The 22,322-nt window shown below is 61.1% G+C and carries 22 protein-coding genes; 8 read left to right on the top strand and 14 right to left on the bottom strand.

All coding sequences use genetic code 11. From position 1 onward, the window contains the following. Positions 1-14: 14 nt before the first annotated feature. The 5 genes from I6E81_RS04615 to I6E81_RS04635 are packed head-to-tail and all read right to left on the bottom strand — an operon-like array spanning position 15 to position 5,461. Positions 15-1,535, bottom strand: a complete 1,521-nt coding sequence (locus I6E81_RS04615) for a DUF2142 domain-containing protein (protein ID WP_231603863.1) — start codon at positions 1,533-1,535, stop codon at positions 15-17. Between the two features lie 47 nt (positions 1,536-1,582). Next, positions 1,583-2,938, bottom strand: a complete 1,356-nt coding sequence (locus I6E81_RS04620) for a glycosyltransferase family 4 protein (RefSeq protein WP_197106201.1) — start codon at positions 2,936-2,938, stop codon at positions 1,583-1,585. Next, positions 2,935-3,804 (bottom strand): glucose-1-phosphate thymidylyltransferase RfbA, encoded by an 870-nt coding sequence (rfbA, locus tag I6E81_RS04625; protein WP_197106202.1) that lies wholly within the window; start codon positions 3,802-3,804, stop codon positions 2,935-2,937. The genes I6E81_RS04620 and rfbA overlap by 4 nt, the downstream gene beginning before the upstream one ends. Beyond that, positions 3,804-4,415 carry a dTDP-4-dehydrorhamnose 3,5-epimerase family protein gene (locus tag I6E81_RS04630; protein WP_197106203.1) on the bottom strand — a complete coding sequence of 204 codons (612 nt, stop codon included), beginning with the start codon at positions 4,413-4,415 and terminating at the stop codon, positions 3,804-3,806. Before I6E81_RS04630 ends, rfbA begins: the two co-directional genes overlap by 1 nt. Before the next feature lie 53 nt (positions 4,416-4,468). After that, entirely contained in the window at positions 4,469-5,461 is a 993-nt protein-coding gene (locus I6E81_RS04635) for a glycosyltransferase family 2 protein (RefSeq protein WP_197106204.1), read from the bottom strand. 66 nt (positions 5,462-5,527) lie between these two features. Here I6E81_RS04635 and I6E81_RS04640 point away from each other — a divergent pair, with 66 nt between their 5' ends. The 5 genes from I6E81_RS04640 to I6E81_RS04660 are packed head-to-tail and all read left to right on the top strand — an operon-like array spanning position 5,528 to position 10,482. Beyond that, a complete protein-coding gene (locus I6E81_RS04640; RefSeq protein WP_197106205.1) occupies positions 5,528-6,475 on the top strand; it encodes a glycosyltransferase family 2 protein in 948 nt (315 codons plus the stop codon). A gap of 35 nt (positions 6,476-6,510) precedes the next feature. After that, the gene (locus I6E81_RS04645) at positions 6,511-7,524 is read left to right on the top strand and encodes an NAD(P)-dependent oxidoreductase (protein ID WP_197106206.1); all 1,014 of its coding nucleotides are present in this window, start codon (positions 6,511-6,513) and stop codon (positions 7,522-7,524) included. Beyond that, positions 7,521-8,504, top strand: a complete 984-nt coding sequence (gene rfbB, locus I6E81_RS04650; protein ID WP_197106207.1) for a dTDP-glucose 4,6-dehydratase — start codon at positions 7,521-7,523, stop codon at positions 8,502-8,504. The genes I6E81_RS04645 and rfbB overlap by 4 nt, the downstream gene beginning before the upstream one ends. After that, a complete protein-coding gene (gene rfbD / locus I6E81_RS04655; protein ID WP_197106208.1) occupies positions 8,501-9,355 on the top strand; it encodes a dTDP-4-dehydrorhamnose reductase in 855 nt (284 codons plus the stop codon). Before rfbB ends, rfbD begins: the two co-directional genes overlap by 4 nt. Further along, positions 9,352-10,482 (top strand): glycosyltransferase family 1 protein, encoded by a 1,131-nt coding sequence (locus I6E81_RS04660; protein WP_197106209.1) that lies wholly within the window; start codon positions 9,352-9,354, stop codon positions 10,480-10,482. The genes rfbD and I6E81_RS04660 overlap by 4 nt, the downstream gene beginning before the upstream one ends. Positions 10,483-10,517: 35 nt before the next feature. Here the strand turns inward: I6E81_RS04660 and I6E81_RS04665 are convergent, their stop codons facing one another. From I6E81_RS04665 to I6E81_RS04675, 3 genes are read right to left on the bottom strand one after another with little or no spacing between them, the layout of a single operon-like run. After that, a complete protein-coding gene (locus I6E81_RS04665; protein ID WP_307783817.1) occupies positions 10,518-11,876 on the bottom strand; it encodes an LCP family protein in 1,359 nt (452 codons plus the stop codon). Beyond that, positions 11,873-12,376 (bottom strand): 5-(carboxyamino)imidazole ribonucleotide mutase, encoded by a 504-nt coding sequence (purE, locus tag I6E81_RS04670; protein ID WP_197106210.1) that lies wholly within the window; start codon positions 12,374-12,376, stop codon positions 11,873-11,875. Before purE ends, I6E81_RS04665 begins: the two co-directional genes overlap by 4 nt. Before the next feature lie 8 nt (positions 12,377-12,384). After that, complete coding sequence (locus tag I6E81_RS04675; RefSeq protein WP_197106211.1) at positions 12,385-13,503, bottom strand: 5-(carboxyamino)imidazole ribonucleotide synthase; 1,119 nt, start codon at positions 13,501-13,503, stop codon at positions 12,385-12,387. Between the two features lie 103 nt (positions 13,504-13,606). Here I6E81_RS04675 and I6E81_RS04680 point away from each other — a divergent pair, with 103 nt between their 5' ends. Beyond that, positions 13,607-14,224, top strand: a complete 618-nt coding sequence (locus I6E81_RS04680; protein ID WP_197106212.1) for a GtrA family protein — start codon at positions 13,607-13,609, stop codon at positions 14,222-14,224. Here I6E81_RS04680 and I6E81_RS04685 read toward each other — a convergent pair. From I6E81_RS04685 to I6E81_RS04695, 3 genes are all read right to left on the bottom strand, one after another. After that, a complete protein-coding gene (locus I6E81_RS04685) occupies positions 14,123-15,424 on the bottom strand; it encodes a UDP-glucose/GDP-mannose dehydrogenase family protein (protein ID WP_197106213.1) in 1,302 nt (433 codons plus the stop codon). The two genes, I6E81_RS04680 and I6E81_RS04685, sit on opposite strands and share 102 nt — an antisense overlap. A gap of 84 nt (positions 15,425-15,508) precedes the next feature. After that, on the bottom strand, positions 15,509-16,048 hold the full coding sequence (locus I6E81_RS04690; RefSeq protein WP_197106214.1) for a PH domain-containing protein: 540 nt from the start codon (positions 16,046-16,048) through the stop codon (positions 15,509-15,511). 3 nt (positions 16,049-16,051) lie between these two features. Next, entirely contained in the window at positions 16,052-16,921 is an 870-nt protein-coding gene (locus I6E81_RS04695) for a biotin--[acetyl-CoA-carboxylase] ligase (protein WP_197106215.1), read from the bottom strand. Positions 16,922-16,980: 59 nt separating this feature from the next. Between I6E81_RS04695 and I6E81_RS04700 the strand changes: the two genes are divergently transcribed. After that, a complete protein-coding gene (locus tag I6E81_RS04700; protein WP_197107163.1) occupies positions 16,981-18,552 on the top strand; it encodes an acyl-CoA carboxylase subunit beta in 1,572 nt (523 codons plus the stop codon). Continuing rightward, complete coding sequence (locus I6E81_RS14300; protein WP_197106216.1) at positions 18,549-18,785, top strand: acyl-CoA carboxylase subunit epsilon; 237 nt, start codon at positions 18,549-18,551, stop codon at positions 18,783-18,785. The genes I6E81_RS04700 and I6E81_RS14300 overlap by 4 nt, the downstream gene beginning before the upstream one ends. Positions 18,786-19,273: 488 nt before the next feature. Here the strand turns inward: I6E81_RS14300 and I6E81_RS04710 are convergent, their stop codons facing one another. Genes I6E81_RS04710 through I6E81_RS04720 form a run of 3 tightly spaced genes read right to left on the bottom strand, consistent with a single transcriptional unit; the run spans position 19,274 to position 22,309 of the window. Further along, on the bottom strand, positions 19,274-20,323 hold the full coding sequence (locus I6E81_RS04710) for a hypothetical protein (protein WP_307783816.1): 1,050 nt from the start codon (positions 20,321-20,323) through the stop codon (positions 19,274-19,276). Next, positions 20,320-21,609, bottom strand: a complete 1,290-nt coding sequence (locus I6E81_RS04715; RefSeq protein WP_197106217.1) for a sensor histidine kinase — start codon at positions 21,607-21,609, stop codon at positions 20,320-20,322. The genes I6E81_RS04710 and I6E81_RS04715 overlap by 4 nt, the downstream gene beginning before the upstream one ends. Beyond that, positions 21,599-22,309, bottom strand: coding sequence for a response regulator (locus I6E81_RS04720; RefSeq protein ID WP_197106218.1), 711 nt, complete (start codon positions 22,307-22,309; stop codon positions 21,599-21,601). Before I6E81_RS04720 ends, I6E81_RS04715 begins: the two co-directional genes overlap by 11 nt. Positions 22,310-22,322: the final 13 nt, after the last annotated feature.

Here is a 22,322-nt window from a genome sequence, read left to right on the forward strand (position 1 = left end):
CCGTACAGGCTATCTCAGAGTGCGCGAGCAGTGGTGGTATCAGGCGAGAGGTCTCGCTCCCCCACCTCTGCGGTGGCGCGATGCGCCGGGAGGAGAATCGCCAGCGCTGCTGCAAAGCACAGCGATCCCACGATCCACACGACATTGGGGGTGATGATGAGGTTCCACCACCATTCCCTGCCTGCATCGAGGTCAGGGCTGAGCGCATCAATACCGGTCACGTAGCGGCGGGTGTTGAGGTACAACGAAACGAATTGCGCTCCAGAAAGAGCGACAACGACCATCCACGTCTGCGCTCGTGACAGGCGCAGGAGCTGGGTGCCCGAGGTGAAGAAGAGCGCGCCGACAAAGACAATGACAAGGGGGAGCAAATAGCGCGGCTGGTAGTCGTCGCCCACATCTTTACCCGCAAGAACGAGCAAAGTGACCGGGATCATCGCGAGGGCTGTAGCGCCAATCACGAGCACGAAGCTCTTTCGCACTGAATTAGCGCGCGCCGCGACGAAACCGACACCGATGACGGCAGAGAGCGAACTGACCCACACCACGGCGGGCATTGAGGTATCTAGCCATCCGAGCCCCCACGACTGCCCATAAATGCCAGTCCAGATCGAGGGGACTTCCGTGAGATTTAGAGCGACGCGGCGAACGATAACGCCAAAACTGAGCTGATCTTGCACACCGCTGGTCACCGCTTCGGACGATCGAGATGCCCGGAACAACAGCGCACAAATGATGAAACCCGCGACGGGAAGGAACGAGGACCACAAGAATCGTCGCGTTTTGTTCATCGCGAGAAGTACTGCTGCAAAGACCGCGAGGCAGAAAAGAACAGTGGCATCGCTGCGTGAGCCGGACGCCATCACCGCACCAAGCAGGAACAGCGCACCAAGCACGATCCGCTTGACCCCCCACGACTCGTAGAAACCGAGCAGCGCTAACCACCCATAGCCCACACCCATGAGCGCCCATGAACTCGGGTTGTTAGAGGAAAGTACAAAGAGTCCAAGAGGCACGGTGGTGAGCGCCCACTGCCAGACAAGAATCTGCCGACGGTTGGTAGGCAACGCTAAATAAAGGATGACCCCAATACCGACGAACAGCGCGATGTTGACGACTCGCATCACGAATACAGAGGCGTGCACATCGGGCCCGACAAACAAGCTCATGGCGCCGTAGTAGACAACTGGGTAGCCACCGGCAAAATTTCCGCGGACAGTTTCGGTGGTCGGCCCCTCCGTGAAGTCGATGCTGTTCTGGCAGCCAGCACTCTTTTCGGGGTCATACGCGAAGCACGCGGGCCTCGCGACAGCGGGCGGGACTAGTCGCGCGCCAGCGTCATCAGTCTCCGCGCAATACTGCGAATCTCCTGTTGCGCACCAAATGCTCGTCAGATGAAAATCGTCGTCGGGGCTTGCGCCGACCGGCGATGACAACGCCCATGCCGCGAGTGCGGCGAACACCAATAGCGGCGCAATGATCATCCCGAGACGACGTTCTGGGCGCGAGAACACGGAACGCAGACCAGTCAACATGGCACAAAGCTAACGCGTGAAAACCCGGAGTCTGCTGTGAACGGCAATTAGCGTCGCAATCGTGCGACAGCTTTGTCTACCGTCGCTTTCACGCCGGTATGGCGCAAGTGATGCCACGCCATCCGGAGGTCGTGCCGCAGGCCGTAGGGCTTGCGAACCTTGCCCCCGAGTGCAACCCCACGACGACGCGTTTCGGCGTGGTCTGCGGCGTGCTGCGGGTTCGCCACAAAATTCACCAAAGGCTCAAGGGTGCGCTTCCAGTAGAAGTCTTCACGAACGCGCGCGACGTTGCGCTTGCACTCGGCGATGAAGGCGTCGTCGTACAGCACCCGGTCGAGGGCTGCGGCGAGAGCATCCACGTCCCGGGCGGGAACGGTAAGGCCAAGGCCCTCGGTCTCGATGAGGTCAGCAAAGCTGTCGCCCTCGGTAACCACCATAGGCAGGCCAGCCCAGAGATAGTCCAGGATGCGGGTGCGGAACGAGAACGTGGTCTCAATATGCGACATGTGGGTACTGACGCCGGCATCCGCTTCGGTCAGATAATTCTGGCGGTCGGCATAGTCGACCCACTCCTCGTTGAAGAACACCGAGGTGTCGAGTGCGCCGAGTTCGCTCGCCAGATTGTGTGATTCGCGCACGATGCCCATCTGGTCGACTCCCGGATGCCGGGTGCCGAGAAAGTAGAGCTTGGCTGTGTTGCGCGTTTCGGCCAGCTTCGCCACGGCGCGGATCAGAGTCTTGGGGTCGAACCAGCTGTAGACGCCGCCGCCCCAGATCATGAGCTTGTCGTCGGGGTTGATGCCCGGCAGAACACCCTTGAGGGTGTCGCGCTCGTGGGCGGGAGGCGTGCCTTCGAGCCCGAATGGCACAACGCTGAGGAGCCCCTCGAGGTGCGGGTCGTTTTCGTACGTGGTGGGACTGAGACGACCGAGCGCTGCCATCTGGCCAAAGTAGAACAGTCGCTGCCGTTCCGAGGCACACATGAAGAAGTCGCCGAGGGCGAGCTGCTCGTTGAGCACCTCGGTAGCGGTCGTGACGCGAAGCTCCCACGTGGCCCGCGCAAGTTCGCGGCCTTGCTCCAGCATCTCAAGGTGCATCGGGTCGTAGATATCGACGACCGTGATCTTGTCTGTCGTGCGCAGCACTTCGAACTGGCGCATGGCGTGGCCTTGGAAGACCACTACGTCGCACCACTGCTCGAGCTTCGCAAAGGCGTCGTTCTCCCCCGGCGTGACGAGCGTGAGCTCGAAGGGAGCATCCACCGGCTGCAGCTTGGTCGTGGTCATGAGCGTGACCTGGTTGCCGGCGTCGGCGAGCGCGAGCGCCATATTCCACGAGCGAATTGCGGGGCCGGCCATCCGGGGACCAATCGGGTCGCCCGTGATGATCAGAACACGAGTCACTTCGCCGCCGCCAACAGTCCTTCGAGGTAGACGCCGTAGCCGCTCTTAACGAGGGGCGCAGCGAGGGCGGCGAGCTGGTCATCCGAAATCCAGCCGGCGCGCCACGCGATCTCTTCGATGCAGCCGATCTTGTAACCCTGACGGTCTTCAATCACGCGCACGAACTCGGTGGCCTGAACCATCGACTCGAACGTTCCCGTATCGAGCCACGCGGTACCACGGTCGAGAACGTTGACCTGCAGCTGACCGCGGTTGAGGTAGTGCTCGTTGATGGTCGAGATTTCGAGTTCTCCACGCGCGCTCGGCGTGATCGACTTGGCGATCTCAATAACCGAATTGTCGTAGAAATACAGGCCAGGAACCGCGTAGTTGCTCTTGGGCTCAAGCGGCTTCTCTTCAATTGACTGCGCGATGAAGTTCTCGTCGAACTCGACAACGCCATAGGCCCGCGGATTACGCACGTGGTACGCGAAGATCAGCGAACCGTCGATGTCGTTGTGCTGGCGAAGGTTCGAACCGAGCCCCATGCCGTGGAAGATGTTGTCGCCAAGAACGAGGGCAACTTTTTCGTCGCCGATGAACTCTTCACCAATGATGAATGCCTGCGCGAGCCCGTCTGGCGACGGCTGCACGGCGTAGGATAATTCGATGCCGAGCTCACTGCCATCGCCCAAGAGGCGCTGGAACTGGGCTTGGTCATCCGGAGTCGTAATGATCAAGATTTCGCGGATGCCCGCACTCATCAAGGTCGACAAGGGGTAGTAAACCATTGGCTTGTCGTAAATGGGCATGAGCTGCTTGGAGATGCCCTTGGTAATGGGCCAGAGGCGCGTTCCGCTGCCACCGGCCAGAATGATTCCGCGCATTAGTTGCGTTCCTTTCGGTTCGCCTCGTAGTACTCCTTGACGGCAGCGTACGACGGCAGCGAGCCATCGGCGAGGCGTTCGGCAAGGGTGGGCGCAGTTTTGTCTTTGGGTGAGAGAACGAGGTCACCGAGCTCGGGAGGGAAGACCAAGCCGATCTCCGGATCGAGCACGTTGATGTCGTGTTCGGCTCCTGGCTTGTACACGTCGCTCACGAGGTAGGTGAGAGTGGCATCGTCAGTGAGCGCAATAAACGCGTGGCCAAGACCCTCAGCGACATAAACGGCACGACGGTCGACGGTGTCAAGAATGACCGAGTCCCACTGACCAAAGGTGGGCGATCCTTCGCGGATATCGACGACGAAATCGATGCCGCGGCCGTGCGTGACCGTGACGTACTTGCCTTGCCCGGGAGGTACATCCGCATAGTGGATGCCCCGCACAACGCCGCGCTGAGAGACTGAAGTATTGGCCTGTCGAAGGTCGAGCGGGTGCCCCACTACCTCTTCAAGCTTGTCGAAGCGGTACCACTCCAAGAAAACGCCGCGATCGTCAGCGAATTGCTTAGGGGTGATTTCGTAGGAATCAGGCACCGAGAGTTCACGTATTTGCACACCAAGAATCCTACCCGGCGAGGCTTGGCGAGCGGTTCAGGATGCTCAGAGAGTTAGTCGACGGGTTGAAGAATGTCACGCACGGCGTCGAGCGGGCCACGCGAATAGCGGCCATACTGACCAGCAGCGAAGGCTCGGGCCACGGAAGGAATGCGGCGCAGGCGGCCCTCGGGCAGCGAATTGCGCATCCGCTCGTGCTTGAGCTTGGCTATCGCCTGATTGACTTTGTCGTCGCTCACCCGCGTTCCAAGGCGTTGTAAGCGATCGACGAGAACAGTCATGTTGGTCTCGAGACGAGCATTGCGGTCGCGACGGGGCTCCATCATGCGCCCGAACTTTCCCGACAGCGTCAACTTGGTCGCGCCAATTTGGTTAGCGCCGTGTTGCCGGTAGTCGATAGTGGGCTGCTCAATGAAGTCTGTCGAGGCGACGGCTGCCGCAATAATGCCGAGCCATTCGTCGTGCACCCACGACGGCGGGAAGGGTGCTGCAAATTCCACGAGACTTCGACGAAAAACGGTGCAGGCGCCCGTCACGAGATTTCGCCGCAGCAAGACCGAAAATGCGTCACCAGAATGGATGCTCGCCACTTCGCCACCGCTCACTCCGAGCGCTCCCGACAGTGTGTGCCCGAGCGGGGCTCGCCCCCCATCGACGAGACGTGCATCACTGTGGATCAGAGACACGGCCGGATGCGCCGCAAACTCAGCGGCAAAGAGCGCAAGCCGACCAGTGTGCCAAGCATCATCCTGATCACTCAACGCAATGAGATCCCCGGTGCACGCCCGAATCGCCTGCTCAAAGTTCTTAGTCACTCCCAGCGGCGGAGTGTTCTCGAAGACCACGAGCTGCACAGCGGGATAGCGGGCTGCAGTGTGTCGAACACGAGCAATTGTGTCGTCGCTTGAGGCGTCATCCGACACAACAAGTTGCTTCGGCGCTGGCTGTTGTTCCAGGATGCTGACGAGTTGTTCTTCGATATAAGCGGCGCCGTTGTGGGTGCACAGGGCCACCGAGATGCTGGGGGTTGGCTCAGGCGCGCTCATTGCTCCAGCTTAAGGTGCGCCGCCTGCAGTAGCGCGCAGCGCCAAGCCAACTATCATTGGTGAGTTATGCCTGCCGATCTCACCCCAGGGGTGCTCCCCCGCGTCGCAGTACTGCTGGCGACCCACAATGGTCGTCGCTGGCTTCCCGAGCAGCTCGATAGTGTGCTCGCACAACAGGGTGTCGAGGTCGAAGTATTCGCCCGCGATGACGCCTCAACGGATGGCACCGCCGAGTGGCTCGCTGAACGCGCCGCGTCCGATCCGCGCCTGACCGTCATCCCGAGTGACGGCGCGTCGGGCAGTGCCGCCGCGAACTTCTACCGCCTCGTACAGCTGGCCCCCGCCGACCGCGAGTTCTACGCATTCTGCGATCAAGATGACATTTGGGTTCCTACGAAGCTTGCGACCCACGTGCGCCTGAGCCAAGAGTTGGGTGCCGATGGAGTCTCGTCGAACGTCACGTCGTTTACGGCCGAGGGCGAACGTAGCCTTGTTAAGAAGGACTTTCCGCAGCGCCGTTTCGACTACCTCCTCGAAAGCCCCGGCCCCGGCTCCACATTTCTGATGTCGAACCGCCTCATTACCGTGACGCGTGAGCTGCTCGATGCTGCCGACATTGCTGGCGCGGGCCCGCTGCCGCAGTATCACGACTGGTTGCTCTACGTTGTGGCCCGAGCCAAGGGCTGGATCTGGCACATCGATGCGGTGCCAACCGTGGAGTATCGCCAGCACGACGCCAACGTCATGGGCGCCAACGTCGGTGCGCGTTCCGCATTCTCTCGTCTAGCACTCGTGCGCGAGCAGTGGCACCGCGGTCAAGCGCGGCTTTTGGCGAGCATCGCCCTCCGCGTAGCTGACGACGCTCATCGCCCAGAACTCGAACGGATGAGTGAGCTGGTCGAAAAAACAAACCTGCGAGCCCGCTATGCTCTGGCACGCCGCGCGTCCCAACTCAGGCGACGCCCAAGAGATCAGTGGATAATTGCGCTGTTGATCAGCTCGGGTGTCTGGTGAACAAACAATCTGTCGCAAAGAGAGAAAGCAACAATATGAAGATTCTCGTCGTCGGCGGTAGTGGCTTTATCGGCACTCGCCTGCTCGAAACCTTGCACGAGCAAGGGCACCAATTCACGAACTTCGACCGCCTGGTATCTGCGCGTTTTCCTGAACAGTCCGTCACGGGCGACGTTCGCTCGGCGGATGAACTCACGGCAGCCAGTGTCGGTCACGATGCAATCATCAACCTCGCCGCCGAACACCGTGACGATGTCTCCCCGCTGAGCCTCTACACCGAGGTGAACGTCGGAGGCGCGCACGCCCTCGTCGCTGCCGCGGAAGCTAATGGCATCCAGCGCATCGTTTTCACGAGCACCGTTGCGCTATATGGCCTCGATAAGAATGATGCAGCCGAAGATTCTGTGCCGGAACCGTTCAACGAATACGGCCGTTCCAAGTTGGCCGCCGAAGGTGTGTTCAGCACTTGGGCGAACGCGGATGCCGCACGCTCCTTGGCGATCGTGCGCCCCTCCGTTGTTTTCGGCGAAGGCAACCGTGGCAACGTGTACAACCTCGCTAAGCAGGTTTCGTCTGGCCGTTTCATCATGGTCGGCAAGGGCGACAACAAGAAGTCGATGTCGTATGTCGGCAACATCGTTGGGTACATCGCGAGCCGCCTTGAGGCGCCGACCGGCATCGAGATCCGCAACTTTGCTGACAAGCCCGACCTCTCGACCAAGGAACTCATCTCGATCCTGCGCGACGAAATGGACGTTCACGCCGCGAGCGGTCTGCGCTTGCCACTGCCCTTGGGGATAGCTGCAGGCTATGTCTTCGATGCTGCGGCTAAGATCACCCGACGCACATTTCCGATCAGTGCGGTGCGTATTCGTAAGTTTGCGGCCGACACCACGGTGAACACCGATCGGTTGCGCAGCTCTGGCTATACGGCGACGTACTCCTTGCAAGATGCGCTCAAGCGCACGCTCGCGTCGGAGTTTCCCCACAGGGGCGCTTCGGCATCCACCACTGGCTCCACGCCCTCAAACGACAGGAACCCTTCATGAAGCTTCTCGTGACCGGCGGCGCCGGATTCATTGGCTCGAACTTTGTTCGCCGCACCCTTCAGGATGAGTACCCCGGGCTCGCTGGCGCCGATGTTGTGGTGCTCGATGCCCTCACCTATTCCGGCAACCTAGAAAATCTTGCTCCTGTCGCCGATTCCCCTCGCTTCAGCTTCGTCGAGGGCGACATCCGTGATGCCGACCTTCTTGACACTCTTCTCGGCGACATCGACGCGATCGTTCACTTCGCTGCCGAGTCTCACGTTGACCGCTCGGTGCGCGATGCGAGCGCATTCGTCGAGACCAACGTTCTCGGCACCCAACGCCTGCTCGACGCTGCACTCCGCGCGAAGACGCCTCGATTCGTTCATGTGTCGACGGATGAGGTCTACGGCTCGATTGCCGAAGGTTCCTGGGATGAACTCCAGCCGCTCGAGCCCAACTCCCCGTATTCCGCGTCGAAAGCGGGCAGCGATTTGTTGGCGCGCAGCTACTACCGCACGCACGGTCTCAACGTGTCGATCACACGGTGCTCGAACAACTACGGCCCGTATCACTTCCCTGAAAAGTTGATCCCGCTGTTCGTCACAAACTTGATCGACGGCAAGCACGTGCCTCTCTACGGTGAGGGCAACAACATCCGTGACTGGCTGCACGTCGACGACCACTGCCGCGGCATCGCGCTCGTCGTCACTGGCGGCCGCGCAGGTGAAATTTACAACATTGGCGGCGGCACTGAGCTCACCAATAAGGAGCTCACTCAGATGATGCTCGACCACACCGGCACTGACTGGTCGTCGGTTGATCGCGTTGAGGACCGCCTCGGCCACGATCTGCGCTACAGCGTCGATATTTCCAAGATCCAGTCAGAGCTCGGCTACGCACCCCAAGTGCCGTTCGAACAGGGCCTCGCTGACGTTGTGCAGTGGTACCGGGATAACCGCCAGTGGTGGGAACCCCTCAAGGAAAAGGCTGCGTTGTGACCCGAGTTGCTGTTGTCGGTGCGGGCGGAATGCTCGGCACCGACCTCATGCTCGCTCTCGCGCAGCACGATGCAACCGGATTCACGCGAGCCGAACTCGACATCACCGATGCTGCCGCAGCCCTCGATGTACTGGGCGGTTTCGATGTCATCATCAACGCGTCCGCATACACCCGGGTGGATGACGCTGAAACTGACGAAGAGAACGCTCACCTCGTCAACGCTGTCGGCCCCCACAATCTTGCCCTCGCCGCGGCAACGCACGGAGCACGCCTCGTGCAGCTCTCCACGGATTACGTGTTCGACGGCACGGCTACTGAGCCCTACGCCGAAGACGCGGTTAGGCATCCGGTATCGGCGTACGGTCGCACGAAGGCGGCCGGCGAGTTGCTCGCACTCGAGCACAACCCTGGTCGCACGGCAATCGTGCGCACGGCATGGCTGTATGGCAAGAACGGCTCCAGCTTTCCGCGCACCATGCTGAAGCTGGCCGCTGACCGCGACACTCTTGAGGTAGTCAACGATCAGCACGGCCAACCCACGTGGACGGGCGATCTCGCCGCTCAACTTGTTACTCTCGTCGACGCTGGCACGCCCGCTGGCATCTTCCACGGCACCAACTCGGGCCGCGCTAGCTGGTTCGATCTTGCTCAAGCCGTATTCGTCTGTGCTGGGCTCGATCCTGATAGGGTCAAGCCGACCGACAGTTCAGCTTTCACGCGGCCTGCTCCGCGACCGGGCTTCTCTGTTTTGAGTCACCATGCATGGCTCGATGCGGGGATCGAGCCGATGCGTGATTGGAAGCAGGCCCTTAAAGCCGCCTTTGAATCAGGAGCGTTGACTGCCGAATGACCACTCTCCGCGTCATCATCGATGAGATGCTCTCGCCGACCCCCGGCAGTGTTGCCCGGTACACCGAAGAGTTGACTCGAGAACTCATCAACGTCGCCCCCGCCAACTGCACGGTTGAAGCGTTCGTCTCAGCGTCGACCGAGACCGAGTATGACCTCATCGCTGACCGCCTCCCCAATCTGGCGAAACTGCACAAGAGTGCCCTCAGTCGCCGAGAGCTGCGCGCGTCGTGGCATCACGGTTTCACGAAGATTCCCGGCCACGGGATGCTGCATGCCCCCAGCCTGATGGCTCCGTTACGCCGCCACGACCGCCTTAACCGTGGCGAACAAATCGCCGTCACCGTGCATGACGTTGTCGCCTGGACGCGTCCCGAATCTCTCGGCAGCAGGCAAGCCGGGTGGGCCCGCGCGATGCTCAAGCGCGCAGAAAAGTATGCCGACGCGATCGTGGTGCCCAGCCACACCGTCGCGCAGCAACTCGAAGGAATTGCCAACTTTGGTGACCGCGTGCGCGTCATCAGCGGTGCAGCAAGCGCAAGCCTGCGCATTCCCGAGAACATCGACGAACGCGCCAACGAACTCGACCTCCCGCAGCGATTCTTGCTGGCGATCGGTGGCCTCGACCCGCACCGCGGAATCGACCACCTCATCCGGGGCCTCCGAGAAATCGATGAAGACGTTGTGCTGCTCCTGGTGGGCCCTGAGCCCGATGACGAAAGCATCGCCGAGTTTCTCGCCGCCGAAAAGATCAGCCCCGAACGTGTTCGTGGCATGGGAACCGTGAGCAACGACGATCTTTCGGTGATTTTCGACCACGCCGCGGCCTTCGTTTACCCCAATCTCGATGTCGGCTTCGGCATGCCCGTGCTTGAAGCACTCTCGTTCGGCATCCCTGTCGTACATTCCGATGCGCCCGCTCTGCTCGAACTCGCCGCCGATGCGGGAGTGGTTATCGAGCGCGAACCAGCCGAGGGATACCCCGAAGCTCTCGCCGAGGGAATCAACCGAGTGCTCAACGATGCCCCCTTCGCTGAGCGCTTGTTCTACGCCGGCCAGGACCGCGCGCGGGCCTTCAGCTGGCGCATGTCAGCCGAGAAGGTCTGGCAGCTCCACGCTGACCTCTAAGGGCCGCACAACACGACGCCGCTGAGTAGCGCTCGCTACTCGGTGCCTTCCTCAGGCACGCTCGAGGTGGTGACACCGGCAACGAGTTCGCGCACGTACTCGAAGTCGGGGTATTCGGGGTCGATGTCGTTGGCAGGAACCAACTCGAGCGAACCGATCGGCAGCGAGCGCGTCTTAGAGGCCAGGTTCACAAAGTAGCCCAGACTTCCCTGCGGGATATCGGTCGTGACGACCTGCGAACTCGCCGACGCGATGGCCTGGAACTTGGTGAGCACATTCGACGGCGTGAACTGCTCGACGACTGCCTGCTGCAACTGACGCTGGCGTTCCATCCGGTCGTAATCGGTGGTGTCGTGGCGCGAGCGGGCGTACCAGAGGGCGTGATAGCCGTCCATGACTTGCACGCCAGCGGGGATCCATTCGGCAACGATCGTGAATTCCGCATCCGCATGAATCGGCACGGCCTCTTCGACATTGATCGTGACTCCGCCAAGTGAATCGATGAGGTCTGAGAAGCCCTGCATATCGATGAGGGCGTAGTACTGGATGCTGAGACCGGTGATGCCTTCGACAGCGTCTCGCATTGCTTCGATTCCGGGCGTGCTGCCGTTCGCTACGGCATCCGGATATAACTCAGGGGTGTTGAGTTCAACCTCGGTGTAGACCGAATTCAACAGACACACGTCGACGTCGCAGCCGTAGACTCCGTAGCCGTCTGGATACTTAGCCGCCAGCGGCGACCCCTCAACGAACGGGGTGCGTTCCATGTTGCGGGGCAAACCGATCAGTACCGCTTCGCCGGTTTCGGCGTCGATGCTCGCGAGGGTGATGCTGTCAGGTCGAAGCCCGTCGCGGTCTGCTCCGGCGTCTCCGCCGAGCAAGAGAATGTTGTAGCGCCCATCGATGGGTTCTTTGGTCGGCGCTGCGACGAAGACATCACTCAAGAAAGTGCTCGCCGTGGTCGCAACATAGGCGCCGTAGCCTGCGGTCCCGGCGATGGCGACGAGCACGAGCGCGCTGAAGGCGGCAACGATCGCGCGACCACTCGGCGTCGCGCGACCAAGTCCAGAAATACTCCACGCGTTGAGAGTCAGCACGATCCACAACACGGCATAAAAGACGAGGACCAGAGCAATCGCCCAGAGACCGATCGTGCTGCTGCCGATCGTGAAAAGCGTGCCCGGTGACGCTACCGAGAGCACAAGCCCCACCACTACCAGCAACACAAAGATCAAGCTGGCGACGACACCAAAGCGCCCAAGTTTGCGGTTTCCGGCCAACAATTGGGCCGAACCGGGAATGAGAATGTTGAGCCCGAGCAACCACCACGCGCGCTTCGTCATCGTGGCCGCTGAGCGATCGGCGGGCTGACGAAGGGAACTTGTTGCGCTCACAGGCTCGCGTTCAATGCAGCGTTTTTCTCAGCCACCATGGCTTCAAGCCCGGCAGCGTAGTCCGCAAGCTTCGTCGTGAGTTCGGCATCGCCTGAACCAAGAATGCGAGCGGCGAGGATGCCCGCATTGCGCGCTCCACCAATGGACACCGTGGCCACCGGAATACCGGCAGGCATTTGCACAATCGACAACAGCGAATCCATGCCATCGAGACGCGACAGCGGAACAGGAACACCAATCACCGGCAACGTCGTGACCGAAGCGAGCATGCCCGGAAGATGAGCTGCCCCACCAGCACCGGCAATAATCACCCGGATGCCGCGACTAGCAGCCTCTTTGCCGAACGCAATCATCTTCTCAGCACTGCGGTGCGCCGAAACGACACTGACCTCGTGCTCGATCCCGAAGTCTTTGAGCGCCGCCGAAGCGTCGACCATGACCTTCCAGTCGGAGTCTGATCCCATTACGACAGCTACTTGCGGTTGAGTCACGGAACCCATGCTAGGTCTCAATCCTTCAGAAATGCTGCTGCGGCACGCGCTCGGTACATGACGTCGTCGAGGTCGTCGCCGCTCACATTTACGTGCCCCACCTTGCGGCCGGGGCGCGGCGCTTTGCCGTATTCGTGGAACTTTGCTGTCGGTTGGTTGGCGAGAGCGAGCGGGTAACGCTCGGCGATAGTGCCCGAAGTGGGGCCGCCGAGAACGTTGATCATGACCGTCCACGGTGAGCGCGCGGCTGTCGCGCCGAGAGGAAGATCGAGCACGGCACGCACGTGCTGTTCGAATTGGCTCGTGATCGCGCCATCCATCGTCCAGTGTCCACTGTTATGCGGGCGCATTGCGAGTTCGTTGATGAGCAATTCACCGTCGGTCGTTTCGAAGAGCTCCACGGCAAGCACACCCGTGACGCCAAGTTTCTCAGCGACCGCGCGAGCAATGGCGGCGGCGGCTTCGGAGAGGGACGCTTGTGCTCGGGGAGCCGGTGCAATCACTTCGGCACAGACGCCATCGAGTTGGATCGACTCCACGAGAGGCCAGAGCGCTACTTCTCCGCTGGGGCTTCGAGCAGCCAGTTGGGCAAGCTCGCGAGTGAACGAGACAAGTTCTTCGGCCAGCAGCGGGTTGCCCGCCTCGAACCAGTCAGCCACCTCGGAGGCTGCGGCCACGATGCGGACGCCCTTGCCGTCGTATCCGCCACGCGGTGTCTTCACGATGACGCGACCACCGTTATCGGCAATAAAAGTGTCGAGCTCGGCAGCGTTCGAGACACTGGCCCAGACCGGAACCGGCAACCCCAAGCGCGTCAGCTCCTGGCGCATCAGAATCTTGTCTTGAGCGACAGCGAGCGGAGCGGGCCCCGGGTGCACGGCAACGCCAGCCTCCACGAGAGCAGCAAGCACATCCTGAGGCACGTGCTCGTGGTCGAAGGTGATCACATCAACGTCGCGGGCAAACTCAAGAACCGTGGCGGCATCCGTGTAATCGCCGACCGCTGTGGCGGCGAGGGAGGCCGACATTCCTTCGGTCTCTGCCAGTACGCGCAGCTCGAAACCGAGCTCGATGGCACGCGGGATCATCATTCTGGCCAACTGGCCTCCGCCAATGACGCCGACGATAGGTCGCATTCAAGACTCCTGCACTATCTAAGATGATGCCCAGTTTCGGGCTTAGGTTGGCGCGTTAGACTTCCAACCGCCCTGCCCCATTCTTGTCTACTGGAGAGATCACATGCGAAAGCTGCTCGGCCAGTTTCTACGTTTCGGCGTAGTGGGCCTCGGTGGGCTTGTGATCGATGTCGCAGTATTCAATCTGTTGCGGCTCACAATTCTCTCACCTGATGTGCTGCACGAAGGCCCTGTGGTCGCCAAAGTGATTTCCACCACTCTCGCCATCGGCGCGAACTGGATCGGTAACCGTCGCTGGACATTCGCCACGACCGGCCGCACCGGCGCCACGCGCGAAGGTGCTGAGTTCGCGGTAGTGAGCGTCGCCGGAATGGGAATCGGCCTGCTGTGCCTGTGGGTGTCGCACTACGTGCTCGGCTTCACATCGTTGCTCGCCGACAACATCGCGACCAACGTCGTCGGTCTCGCTCTCGGTGCGGTATTCCGTTTTGCGCTCTACCGCTGGTGGGTATTCAGCCCCAGCCGCGGTGTTCTTGCTGCCGAGCACGCCGCCGCGCAGTCAGCACGAGCCGCAACCCATGCCGCTCACATCGCAGTGGATGCCGCGGCAGACGCCGCGCTAGGGACGACCGAGCGCGCGGTAGGTCCAGCCGGCCGCTCGCCACTGCACCGGGTCCAGGCAGTTTCGCCCATCGAGGATCGCGCGCACCGAAACGATTGAGTCAAGCGTGCTCGGATCAATGGCACGGTACTCGGGCCATTCGGTGAGTACGAGAACGACATCGGCATCCTTCGCCGCTTCTTCCACGGTCTCGACGTAGTCAAGACCGGGACGTACTCGACGCGAGGTTTCGATTGCTTGAGGGTCAGTGGCCCGCACGTGAGCACCCAGCTCCGCGAGCTTGGCTGCAACATCGAGCGCGGGCGAATCACGCACGTCATCGGAATCCGGTTTGAAGGCGAGCCCCAAGACGGCGACTCGTGCGCCCTTGATGGTTCCGCCGAGCACTTCGCGGCACAGATCGACCATGCGTTCGCGGCGGCGAAGATTGATCGCGTCGACCTCGCCCAAAAAGCTGAGGGCCTCGCCAGCACCGAGCTCTGACGCACGCGCCATGAAAGCACGGATGTCCTTAGGCAGGCAGCCACCGCCGAAACCGAGGCCGGCGTTCAAGAAACGACGGCCGATGCGCTGGTCGTGCCCGATGGCGTCAGCGAGCTGAGTGACATCGGCGCCCACGACTTCGGCCACTTCAGCCATCGCGTTGATGAACGAAATCTTGGTGGCGAGGAATGCATTGGCGGCCACTTTGACGAGTTCCGCTGTTGCAAAGTCGGTCACGATTCGGGGAGTGTCGCGTTCCAGAATGGAGGAATATGCCTCATCAAGAACATTCGCCGTCGCTTCGTCGCCGTCACGAACGCCGTAAACGAGTCGATCGGGTGCAATCGTGTCTTGGACGGCGAAGCCTTCACGCAAGAACTCTGGATTCCAGGCGAGGCGTGCGCCGGTGGCTTCAACCAGATCGGCCAGTCGCTGGGCGGTGCCCACGGGAACAGTCGATTTGCCCACAACAACGTGACCCGGACCGATGAACGGCAGCAATGCTTCAAAGGCTGCATCGACGAAACGTAGATCGGCCGCGTTGGAGTCAGCCTTCTGTGGCGTTCCCACCGCAATAAAATGTACGAGCGCATCACCAGCGCGAGACATCTCCGTTGAGAACTCGAGCGAGCCAGCAGCAACGGTCTCGCTCAGCAACTCCGGCAATCCGGGTTCATAGAAAGGAGCTAGTCCTTGCGACAGCGACGCGACTTTTGCCGCATCAATGTCGATACCGACAACCTCATGACCAAGCTTTGCCATCGATGCCGCGTGAACGGCGCCCAAATACCCACAACCGATTACAGAAATCTTCACGCCGGGCAGCCTATCTGATGAGAGTTGACGCCGAGTAACTTGCTCACGAGGATGCCGCGCTAACGTCGCCGCAAAGGCTGCGTTTTAGCGGGTTCCCCACACGGCGGTCTCGTCAGACGGCTGCGATTCTTCCCGTTGCCGACGCAGCGAAACCACGTTTTGGTTGTTCTCCATAAGGTCGTGCAGGGCTGCTTGCGTGAGCGCGACAGAGGGAATGTCGCGCAGCACGACGGGGTGATCGTGACCGGCGTTGATGAGCAGATCACCGCTGCCGAACATCCGCTGAATCCAGGACTGACGCACGGTGACGTCGTAGCCACGACTGTGCAAGAGCTCTTGCCGGATGCGCACAAAGACTCCGCTCGAGAGCACCACGCGCCGCGTCGTGATCGTGTAGTTGCGGGCAAGCCAGCCGAAGAAGGGCAAGAACCACGCCACGACAATGAGGAGCAGCCCAGCGGTGAGCAGGGCCAGATTCTGCCAATCCTCCGGGAAACTGCCGAAGAAATAGCCGAGAGTACCCGCCGTCGCCACAAAAATGATGCCGGGGAACGTCAGTGCACGCGCGTGAGAGCGAACGCGGGCAACAATAGCCTCGCGCTGAACGCTCATCTCATTCGGCATAGATCATTCATACCGCAGGTGAGTGACGTCACCTGCCGCGACGTGCTGCAGCAGCCCGTTCGCATCATCCTTAACCACGAGTCGGCCCTGATCGTCGACGGTTTCGGCCGTTCCAAAGATTCGGGCGCCGCCGGGCAACTCCACACGCACTCTACGACCGATAGTTCCGCACTCGGCCCGCACGGCATCCGCGACACCGCTTCGTACCGGATCGAGTCCAGCAGTAATAAATTGTTCGACAAGTTGGGCGAGTTCGGCCAAGTAGCGACTCAGCGCCTCATCGAGGCTGGGCTCGGCGCCTTCCAACACAAGAGAAGTGGAGACGGATGTCGGCAGCTCGTCGCGCTCGATGGTGAGATTCAGTCCCGCTCCCACGATCACTCCGGTGCCGCCCGCCACGAGTTCCGAGAGCAACCCCGACACTTTCAGACCCTCGATCTGCACGTCATTGGGCCATTTGAGGGTCACCTCGCGGTCGGTGACGAAGCTGCGCACGGCGCGGGCCATCGCCAGCCCGCCGATGAGGGGCATCCAGGACAGTGCTTCAATGGGCGCATTCTCGGGCGCCACCAGCACTGAAACGGCGAATGTTTTCCCCGGAGGGGCCACCCATTCTCGCCCCAGGCGTCCGCGACCGGCCGTCTGATTGGTGGTCACGAGAGCCGAAAGGTGTTCAGTCTCGCCCCGGGTGGCGCGCGCCAAGAGTTCTTGGTTGGTCGAGCCGATTTCATCAACATGCTCAAGCAGCGGCAGAACGGCGGTACTCAATGGCAAGTGCATCGCTTCAGCGTAGAGCGCCGAAGCCCCTGCGGATGCCGTCTCTAGTGTTTCCTCAATGAAACCGGCCTGAAACTTGTGGGTTCCGCCAACCACACAAGCGGTGGATGGGTGGGTAAAGTGACACAGTGACCGAAGACAACTCGACTCCAGACATGTTCACGACCGCCGGCCGGATCGCCGATCTTAAGAACCGCTATCACGAGGCCGTGACCGCCAGCGGTGATGCGGCCATCGAAAAGCAGCACGCTAAGGGCAAGATGACCGCCCGCGAGCGCATCGAGCAGTTGCTCGATCACGGCTCGTTCGTGGAACTCGACGAGTTCGTTCGCCACCGCACCCACGCGTTCGGCATGGAAAAGAAGCGTCCATACGGTGACGCTGTCGTCACGGGTGTCGGCACCATTCACGGCCGCCAAGTTGCCGTGTATGCCCAAGACTTCACGATCTTCGGTGGTTCGCTCGGTGAGGTTGCCGGCGAAAAGATCATCAAGGTCATGGATCACGCCATGAAGACCGGCGTTCCGATCATCGGCATGCTCGACTCCGGTGGAGCTCGCATCCAGGAGGGTGTTGTTGCTCTCGGCAAGTACGGCGAGATTTTCCGCCGCAACACTCAGGCTTCGGGTGTCATCCCCCAGATCTCGATCATCATGGGCCCGGCCGCCGGTGGCGCCGTGTATTCCCCCGCGCTCACCGACTTTGTGATCATGGTCGACAAGACCAGCCAAATGTTTGTGACCGGCCCCGACGTCATCAAGACCGTTACGGGTGAAGACGTCGGCATGGAAGAGCTCGGCGGCGCGCTCACCCACAACAAGGTGTCGGGCGTTGCCCACTACCTGGCGAGCGATGAAGAGGATGCCCTCGACTACGCCCGCACCCTCGTCGGCTTCCTGCCCGACAACAACATGTCGGATGCTCCCATCTACGAGAGTGAAGTTGAGCTCGAGATCACAGATGAGGACCGCAAACTCAACTCGATCATTCCCGACAGCCCCAACCAGCCCTATGACGTGAAGACGATCATTGAGCACATTGTCGATAACGGGGACTTCCTGGAAACCCAGCCGCTGTTCGCCCCCAACATCGTGGTCGGTTTCGGTCGCGTTGAAGGTCGCTCGGTGGGCATCGTTGCCAACCAGCCGCAGGCGATGGCCGGAACCCTCAATATCGAGGCTGGCGAGAAGGCTTCGCGCTTCGTGCGTTTCTGCGACGCGTTCAGCATCCCGATCCTCACGCTCGTCGACGTTCCCGGCTACCTGCCGGGCACCGACCAGGAGTGGACCGGCGTTATTCGCCGTGGCGCCAAGCTCCTCTACGCCTACGCCGAAGCAACAGTGCCTCTCGTCACCGTCATCACTCGCAAGGCGTACGGCGGGGCCTACATCGTCATGGGCTCCAAGCAATTGGGCGCCGACCTCAACTACGCATGGCCGACCGCTGAGATCGCCGTCATGGGCGGCCAGGGCGCCGTCAACATCCTGTACCGCGGTGAGATCAAGGCTGCGGAGGCTGCTGGTGAGGATGTCGCAGCCGTGCGCACTCGCTTGGCCAACGAATACACCTACAACGTTGCTAGCCCGTTCCTCGCGGCCGAGCGCGGAGAGCTCGATGGAGTCATCGAACCCGCTGCCACTCGCGTGCAGGTCGTCAAGGCACTACGCGCACTGCGCACCAAACGCGCGAGCATGCCGCCCAAGAAGCACGGAAACATTCCGCTGTGACCGGCAAGCACACGCAGGACGAGCCGGCCGACATCCGCATCGTCTCGCGCAACGTCACGCCAGAGGAGGCCGCAGCGGTTACGGCGGTCGTTCGTGCCGCCCTGCTCGAATCCGCGGAGCTTGCAGGAGCCGATGAGACGGCCCCGATCACGGCATGGGCCCGCAGCCAACGGCCGATTCGGCAACCGCTCACTCCCGGTCCTGGGGCATGGAAGGCGAGCGCTCGCCGCTAGCGACGGCGCTTTTGCACCGCCTTTTGACGAAAACATGTGGTTTCGTAGTCGTACCCCGTTCGCGGGGTGCGGATTTCGTCGAAAACTGTAAATTAGGGCCACTTTGTCACCTGAATTGACGAATTGTCCCCCGAGAGTCCCCCTAAAAACCGACTTTGTTAGTTGTTTGCATGATGCAGAATATTAACTGCTAGGTGGATCTCCATAGGAGTTACACCGCCAAAGATTGGCCGACTAGGGTAAGCGGGCCAATTCTTTGGGGGCGGATCAGGACGGTATTCGGGTTATCGTCCTGATCCGGGTTCTAGCGAAGGACCGGAGAAGTGCTTCTTATAGCCACTCCGGTCCTTCCGCCTTTAACCAGTCGGCCCACCGCCAGCACCACGCACCACGCACAGCCTTCAGCGGGGCTCTCCGGCGTTAGAACCGCGTTTGAACACACGACAACGCGCTCAGCCCGCCACCCGCAGAGGGCGCGACCAGTGCCGCTAGACGCTGATGCTGTCGACGCGCGGGATCTCGAGCCAGATGTCGACGACATCCTCTTCGAGTGAATCCAGACCGAGAGCGCTTGATTCGCCATCGCCGGCGCTGTGCAGCCCCACCACCGTAATCGCGACATCCGATCCCTCAGGAACGGTGCGCGCAATCACCTTGTCTGCGCTCGTCGATTGGATCGCTTGCGCGAGGCGGTTGAGCACCCGATCGAGGTCCTCATCTGACAGGTCGTCGATACCGCCCTCATCGAGCAGGGTCACCGTGGCTCCACGGCGACGAGCGATCATGACTTGGTCACGAACGGCATCGTTCAGGAGTTTGCGACCGCGAATCTCATCGCGGATGGCTCCCTCAAGGTTGAGGCACTCGCGGCGTTCGGCTTCCGACAAATCACCGTCGGTTTCCCGAATTCGTTCGAGCATGTCGAGCGCCATCATTCCGGTCTGCTCGAGCCGGAATTGCCGTTCGTGCACGTGGGCATCTTGCGCCGCTTGCCAGTCGGTCGCTTCCTGCTCAGCGAGAACGAACCGCTGAGCATCCTTGGATGCCTTCGCCAGTCCACTCGAGAGCACGTGCGAGACAGCAACCCAGGACGCGCTTCCAATGATGCCCAAGCTGAAGAGACCAGCTGGCCCAACGGGGCCAAGGCTAAACGTGTGTGCCACGAGGAACCCGATGCCTAACCAGGCAAAGGTGTGGCGCCCACGGGTCGACGTGATCGTCAACAGGGTTCCGCTCGCGGCGACGTACCACGTTGCGTAACCGGTGCCACCCTCGCGAGTGAAGTCGAGCTCATTAGCGACGAGCAGCGAGATCGCGACGACGGTGGCGAAGTTGAAGGTCGCCATCCAGATCGGCATCCGCACGGGGCCCCACGGCAACAGGCTGACGATCGTAGCCACACCGTAAAGAACCATGGCAACGTAGATCGGACCGGGTGTGTCAGGGATATCGATCGTGTAGTTCGCCAAAACGATGTGGTACGCCGAGAAGAGCGCCGCCATGCCGACGATCAGGTAGCGAGGAACTCCGATGTTCACAGCTCATCCCCCTGGGCGTCGTTCTCGATCGTGCGCACGCTTTCAGTGTTCACTTCGTCACTGCGATTGCCGTGCGGCCACTGGATGCAGATTTGTGTTCCCGCGCCGGGAACCGAGGCAATAGCCGTTCGACCACCGGCGTTCGCCACTCGTTCCACAATCGATACCCGCACCCCGAGACGTTCTTGGGGCACGTAGTCCAGATCGAAGCCCGCCCCGGTATCGGTGACAAGAACTTCGATGCCGTTACCTTCAAGACCGCGCACCTCGACACTGCGCTGAATGTCAGAGCCGCCCGCGTGCTGGATGCTGTTCATCATTGCCTGCACGGCAGCGGAGTGAACCGCTTCTGCCGCGACCACAGGGAGCGAGCGAGCGCCAACGCTGCGAACGGCGCACGTGAAATTAGAGGCGAGCAACTCTGCCGAGGTGACGACCCGTTGTGCAAGATCAGTGGCCTGCACGGTTGAGATGTCGTCGGGCGACGTTGCCGCGGCTTCACGCAAATGGCCAATTGCATTGCCGGCCATGACTGCCGCGAGCCGCTCAGCTTCGGGCGTGTAGGCGCGAGCCGCTGAGATGAGCGTCGTGAGCACACTGTCGTGAACGATTGAGTCCACCTGCACGCGTTCCACTTCAGTAGCGTGCTGGCGCACAGCATTGCCGTACCGCGATAGCGCCGTCGCTTGCGCACTATCGACGTTGGATGCTGCCTGCCGAAGCATCGTGACGATGATCATGATCGCGCTGCCGAGAATGAGGGCGTAGAACGTTTCGAGCACTGCAAGTTGCCACGGCGCCCCACCGCCCACTGGGAGAATGCGCACGATGAGGTACACCAACGGCGCAGCAAAGAGGTAGATCGTAGCGAGCACTCGGCTGAACGAAATTGCTGCCATGGCCGTCGCTACCGTGATGAGGTAGTTGAGCCAATGGATTCCGCTGAAGACTTCCACGCCAGGGATCACCGTGAACGGCCAACTCAGCAGAGCAAGAAAGTAGATCACGGCGAACGTACCGTGCGCCGCACGCACTGCTTTGTTGGCAAACGAGGCAATGACAACCACGATGAGCATTCCGAACAACGCCGGAACAAAAATCAGCAACCACCACGGCTGGGCTTCGCTCGCTTGGGCCAGTAGCCACGGCAGCGTTTGGGCGCCAAAGACCAGACCAATAACGGCCACGGAACGCGAAATAACCCGCTCAACCTGTTTGCGGCTGATCGGGTTTCGCGGCTGCTTTGCCGTCGGCGCGGGTCGCGCCACCGCCAGGCTAGTGGCCATCGCCGCCTTCAGAATCGAGTCCCGGCAGGATGCCGTCTTCGACTGCGCGGCGCAATAGGTCTACCTTGGTGGGCGCTGGGCGTCCGACCTCGACGTACTTGACACGAATGCGGTCAAGGTATTCGCGAGCGGTTGAGTAACCGATGCCGAGCTGCTGGGCTGCGAGCTTGAGCGGCAGTCCCGAGGCGTAGAGGTGCAGGATTTCACGCTCGCGGCGACCGAGTTGTGCTTTGGAGAAGTCGCGGTCGGCGTCAATAGCGGTGGCCCATTCAAGATTGTTGAGCACCTCTCCGCGGGCGACGGTTGCAGCGGCAGCGAGCACGGTCTTGGTAGCCGACGACTTAGGGATCACTCCGGCGGCACCGGCAGCAAGAGCTTCTCGCACGCTGGCGACTCGGTCGGCGATGCTGTGCACGAGCACGGCGGAGCCAGTGGCCTGAACATTCTTGACGTTGTCGGTGACGGTCGAGCCATCACCGAGCGACAGGTCGAGCACAACGACATCGACTTCACGGCCGTTGAGGCCTTCTACAAGTTCTTTCACGGTTGCTGCGGCGAGAACGAAGTCGTATCCCTCATCAATAAAGGCAGCCTTGAGGCCCAATCGCACTGATTCGTGGTCATCGACAACAGCGACGGTGATTTTGCGCTGGGCACTCTCACTGGGCGTTTCTGTCCCGGATGGTTCTGTCTGGGCCATGTGGCGTCCTCCT

Source organism: Salinibacterium sp. NG22 (genome assembly GCF_015864925.1).
Classification (GTDB): domain Bacteria; phylum Actinomycetota; class Actinomycetes; order Actinomycetales; family Microbacteriaceae; genus Rhodoglobus.

What these genes read in the sequence shown, in the direction of transcription:
- I6E81_RS04615 (WP_231603863.1), bottom strand. Translation starts at nt 1,535, where the DNA reads ATGTTGACTGGTCTGCGTTCCGTGTTCTCGCGCCCAGAACGTCGTCTC.
- rfbA (WP_197106202.1), bottom strand. Translation starts at nt 3,804, where the DNA reads ATGCGCGGAATCATTCTGGCCGGTGGCAGCGGAACGCGCCTCTGGCCC.
- I6E81_RS04635 (WP_197106204.1), bottom strand. Translation starts at nt 5,461, where the DNA reads ATGAGCGCGCCTGAGCCAACCCCCAGCATCTCGGTGGCCCTGTGCACC.
- I6E81_RS04640 (WP_197106205.1), top strand. Translation starts at nt 5,528, where the DNA reads ATGCCTGCCGATCTCACCCCAGGGGTGCTCCCCCGCGTCGCAGTACTG.
- I6E81_RS04645 (WP_197106206.1), top strand. Translation starts at nt 6,511, where the DNA reads ATGAAGATTCTCGTCGTCGGCGGTAGTGGCTTTATCGGCACTCGCCTG.
- rfbB (WP_197106207.1), top strand. Translation starts at nt 7,521, where the DNA reads ATGAAGCTTCTCGTGACCGGCGGCGCCGGATTCATTGGCTCGAACTTT.
- I6E81_RS04660 (WP_197106209.1), top strand. Translation starts at nt 9,352, where the DNA reads ATGACCACTCTCCGCGTCATCATCGATGAGATGCTCTCGCCGACCCCC.
- purE (WP_197106210.1), bottom strand. Translation starts at nt 12,376, where the DNA reads ATGGGTTCCGTGACTCAACCGCAAGTAGCTGTCGTAATGGGATCAGAC.
- I6E81_RS04675 (WP_197106211.1), bottom strand. Translation starts at nt 13,503, where the DNA reads ATGCGACCTATCGTCGGCGTCATTGGCGGAGGCCAGTTGGCCAGAATG.
- I6E81_RS04680 (WP_197106212.1), top strand. Translation starts at nt 13,607, where the DNA reads ATGCGAAAGCTGCTCGGCCAGTTTCTACGTTTCGGCGTAGTGGGCCTC.
- I6E81_RS04690 (WP_197106214.1), bottom strand. Translation starts at nt 16,048, where the DNA reads ATGCCGAATGAGATGAGCGTTCAGCGCGAGGCTATTGTTGCCCGCGTT.
- I6E81_RS04700 (WP_197107163.1), top strand. Translation starts at nt 16,981, where the DNA reads ATGTTCACGACCGCCGGCCGGATCGCCGATCTTAAGAACCGCTATCAC.
- I6E81_RS04715 (WP_197106217.1), bottom strand. Translation starts at nt 21,609, where the DNA reads ATGGCCACTAGCCTGGCGGTGGCGCGACCCGCGCCGACGGCAAAGCAG.
- I6E81_RS04720 (WP_197106218.1), bottom strand. Translation starts at nt 22,309, where the DNA reads ATGGCCCAGACAGAACCATCCGGGACAGAAACGCCCAGTGAGAGTGCC.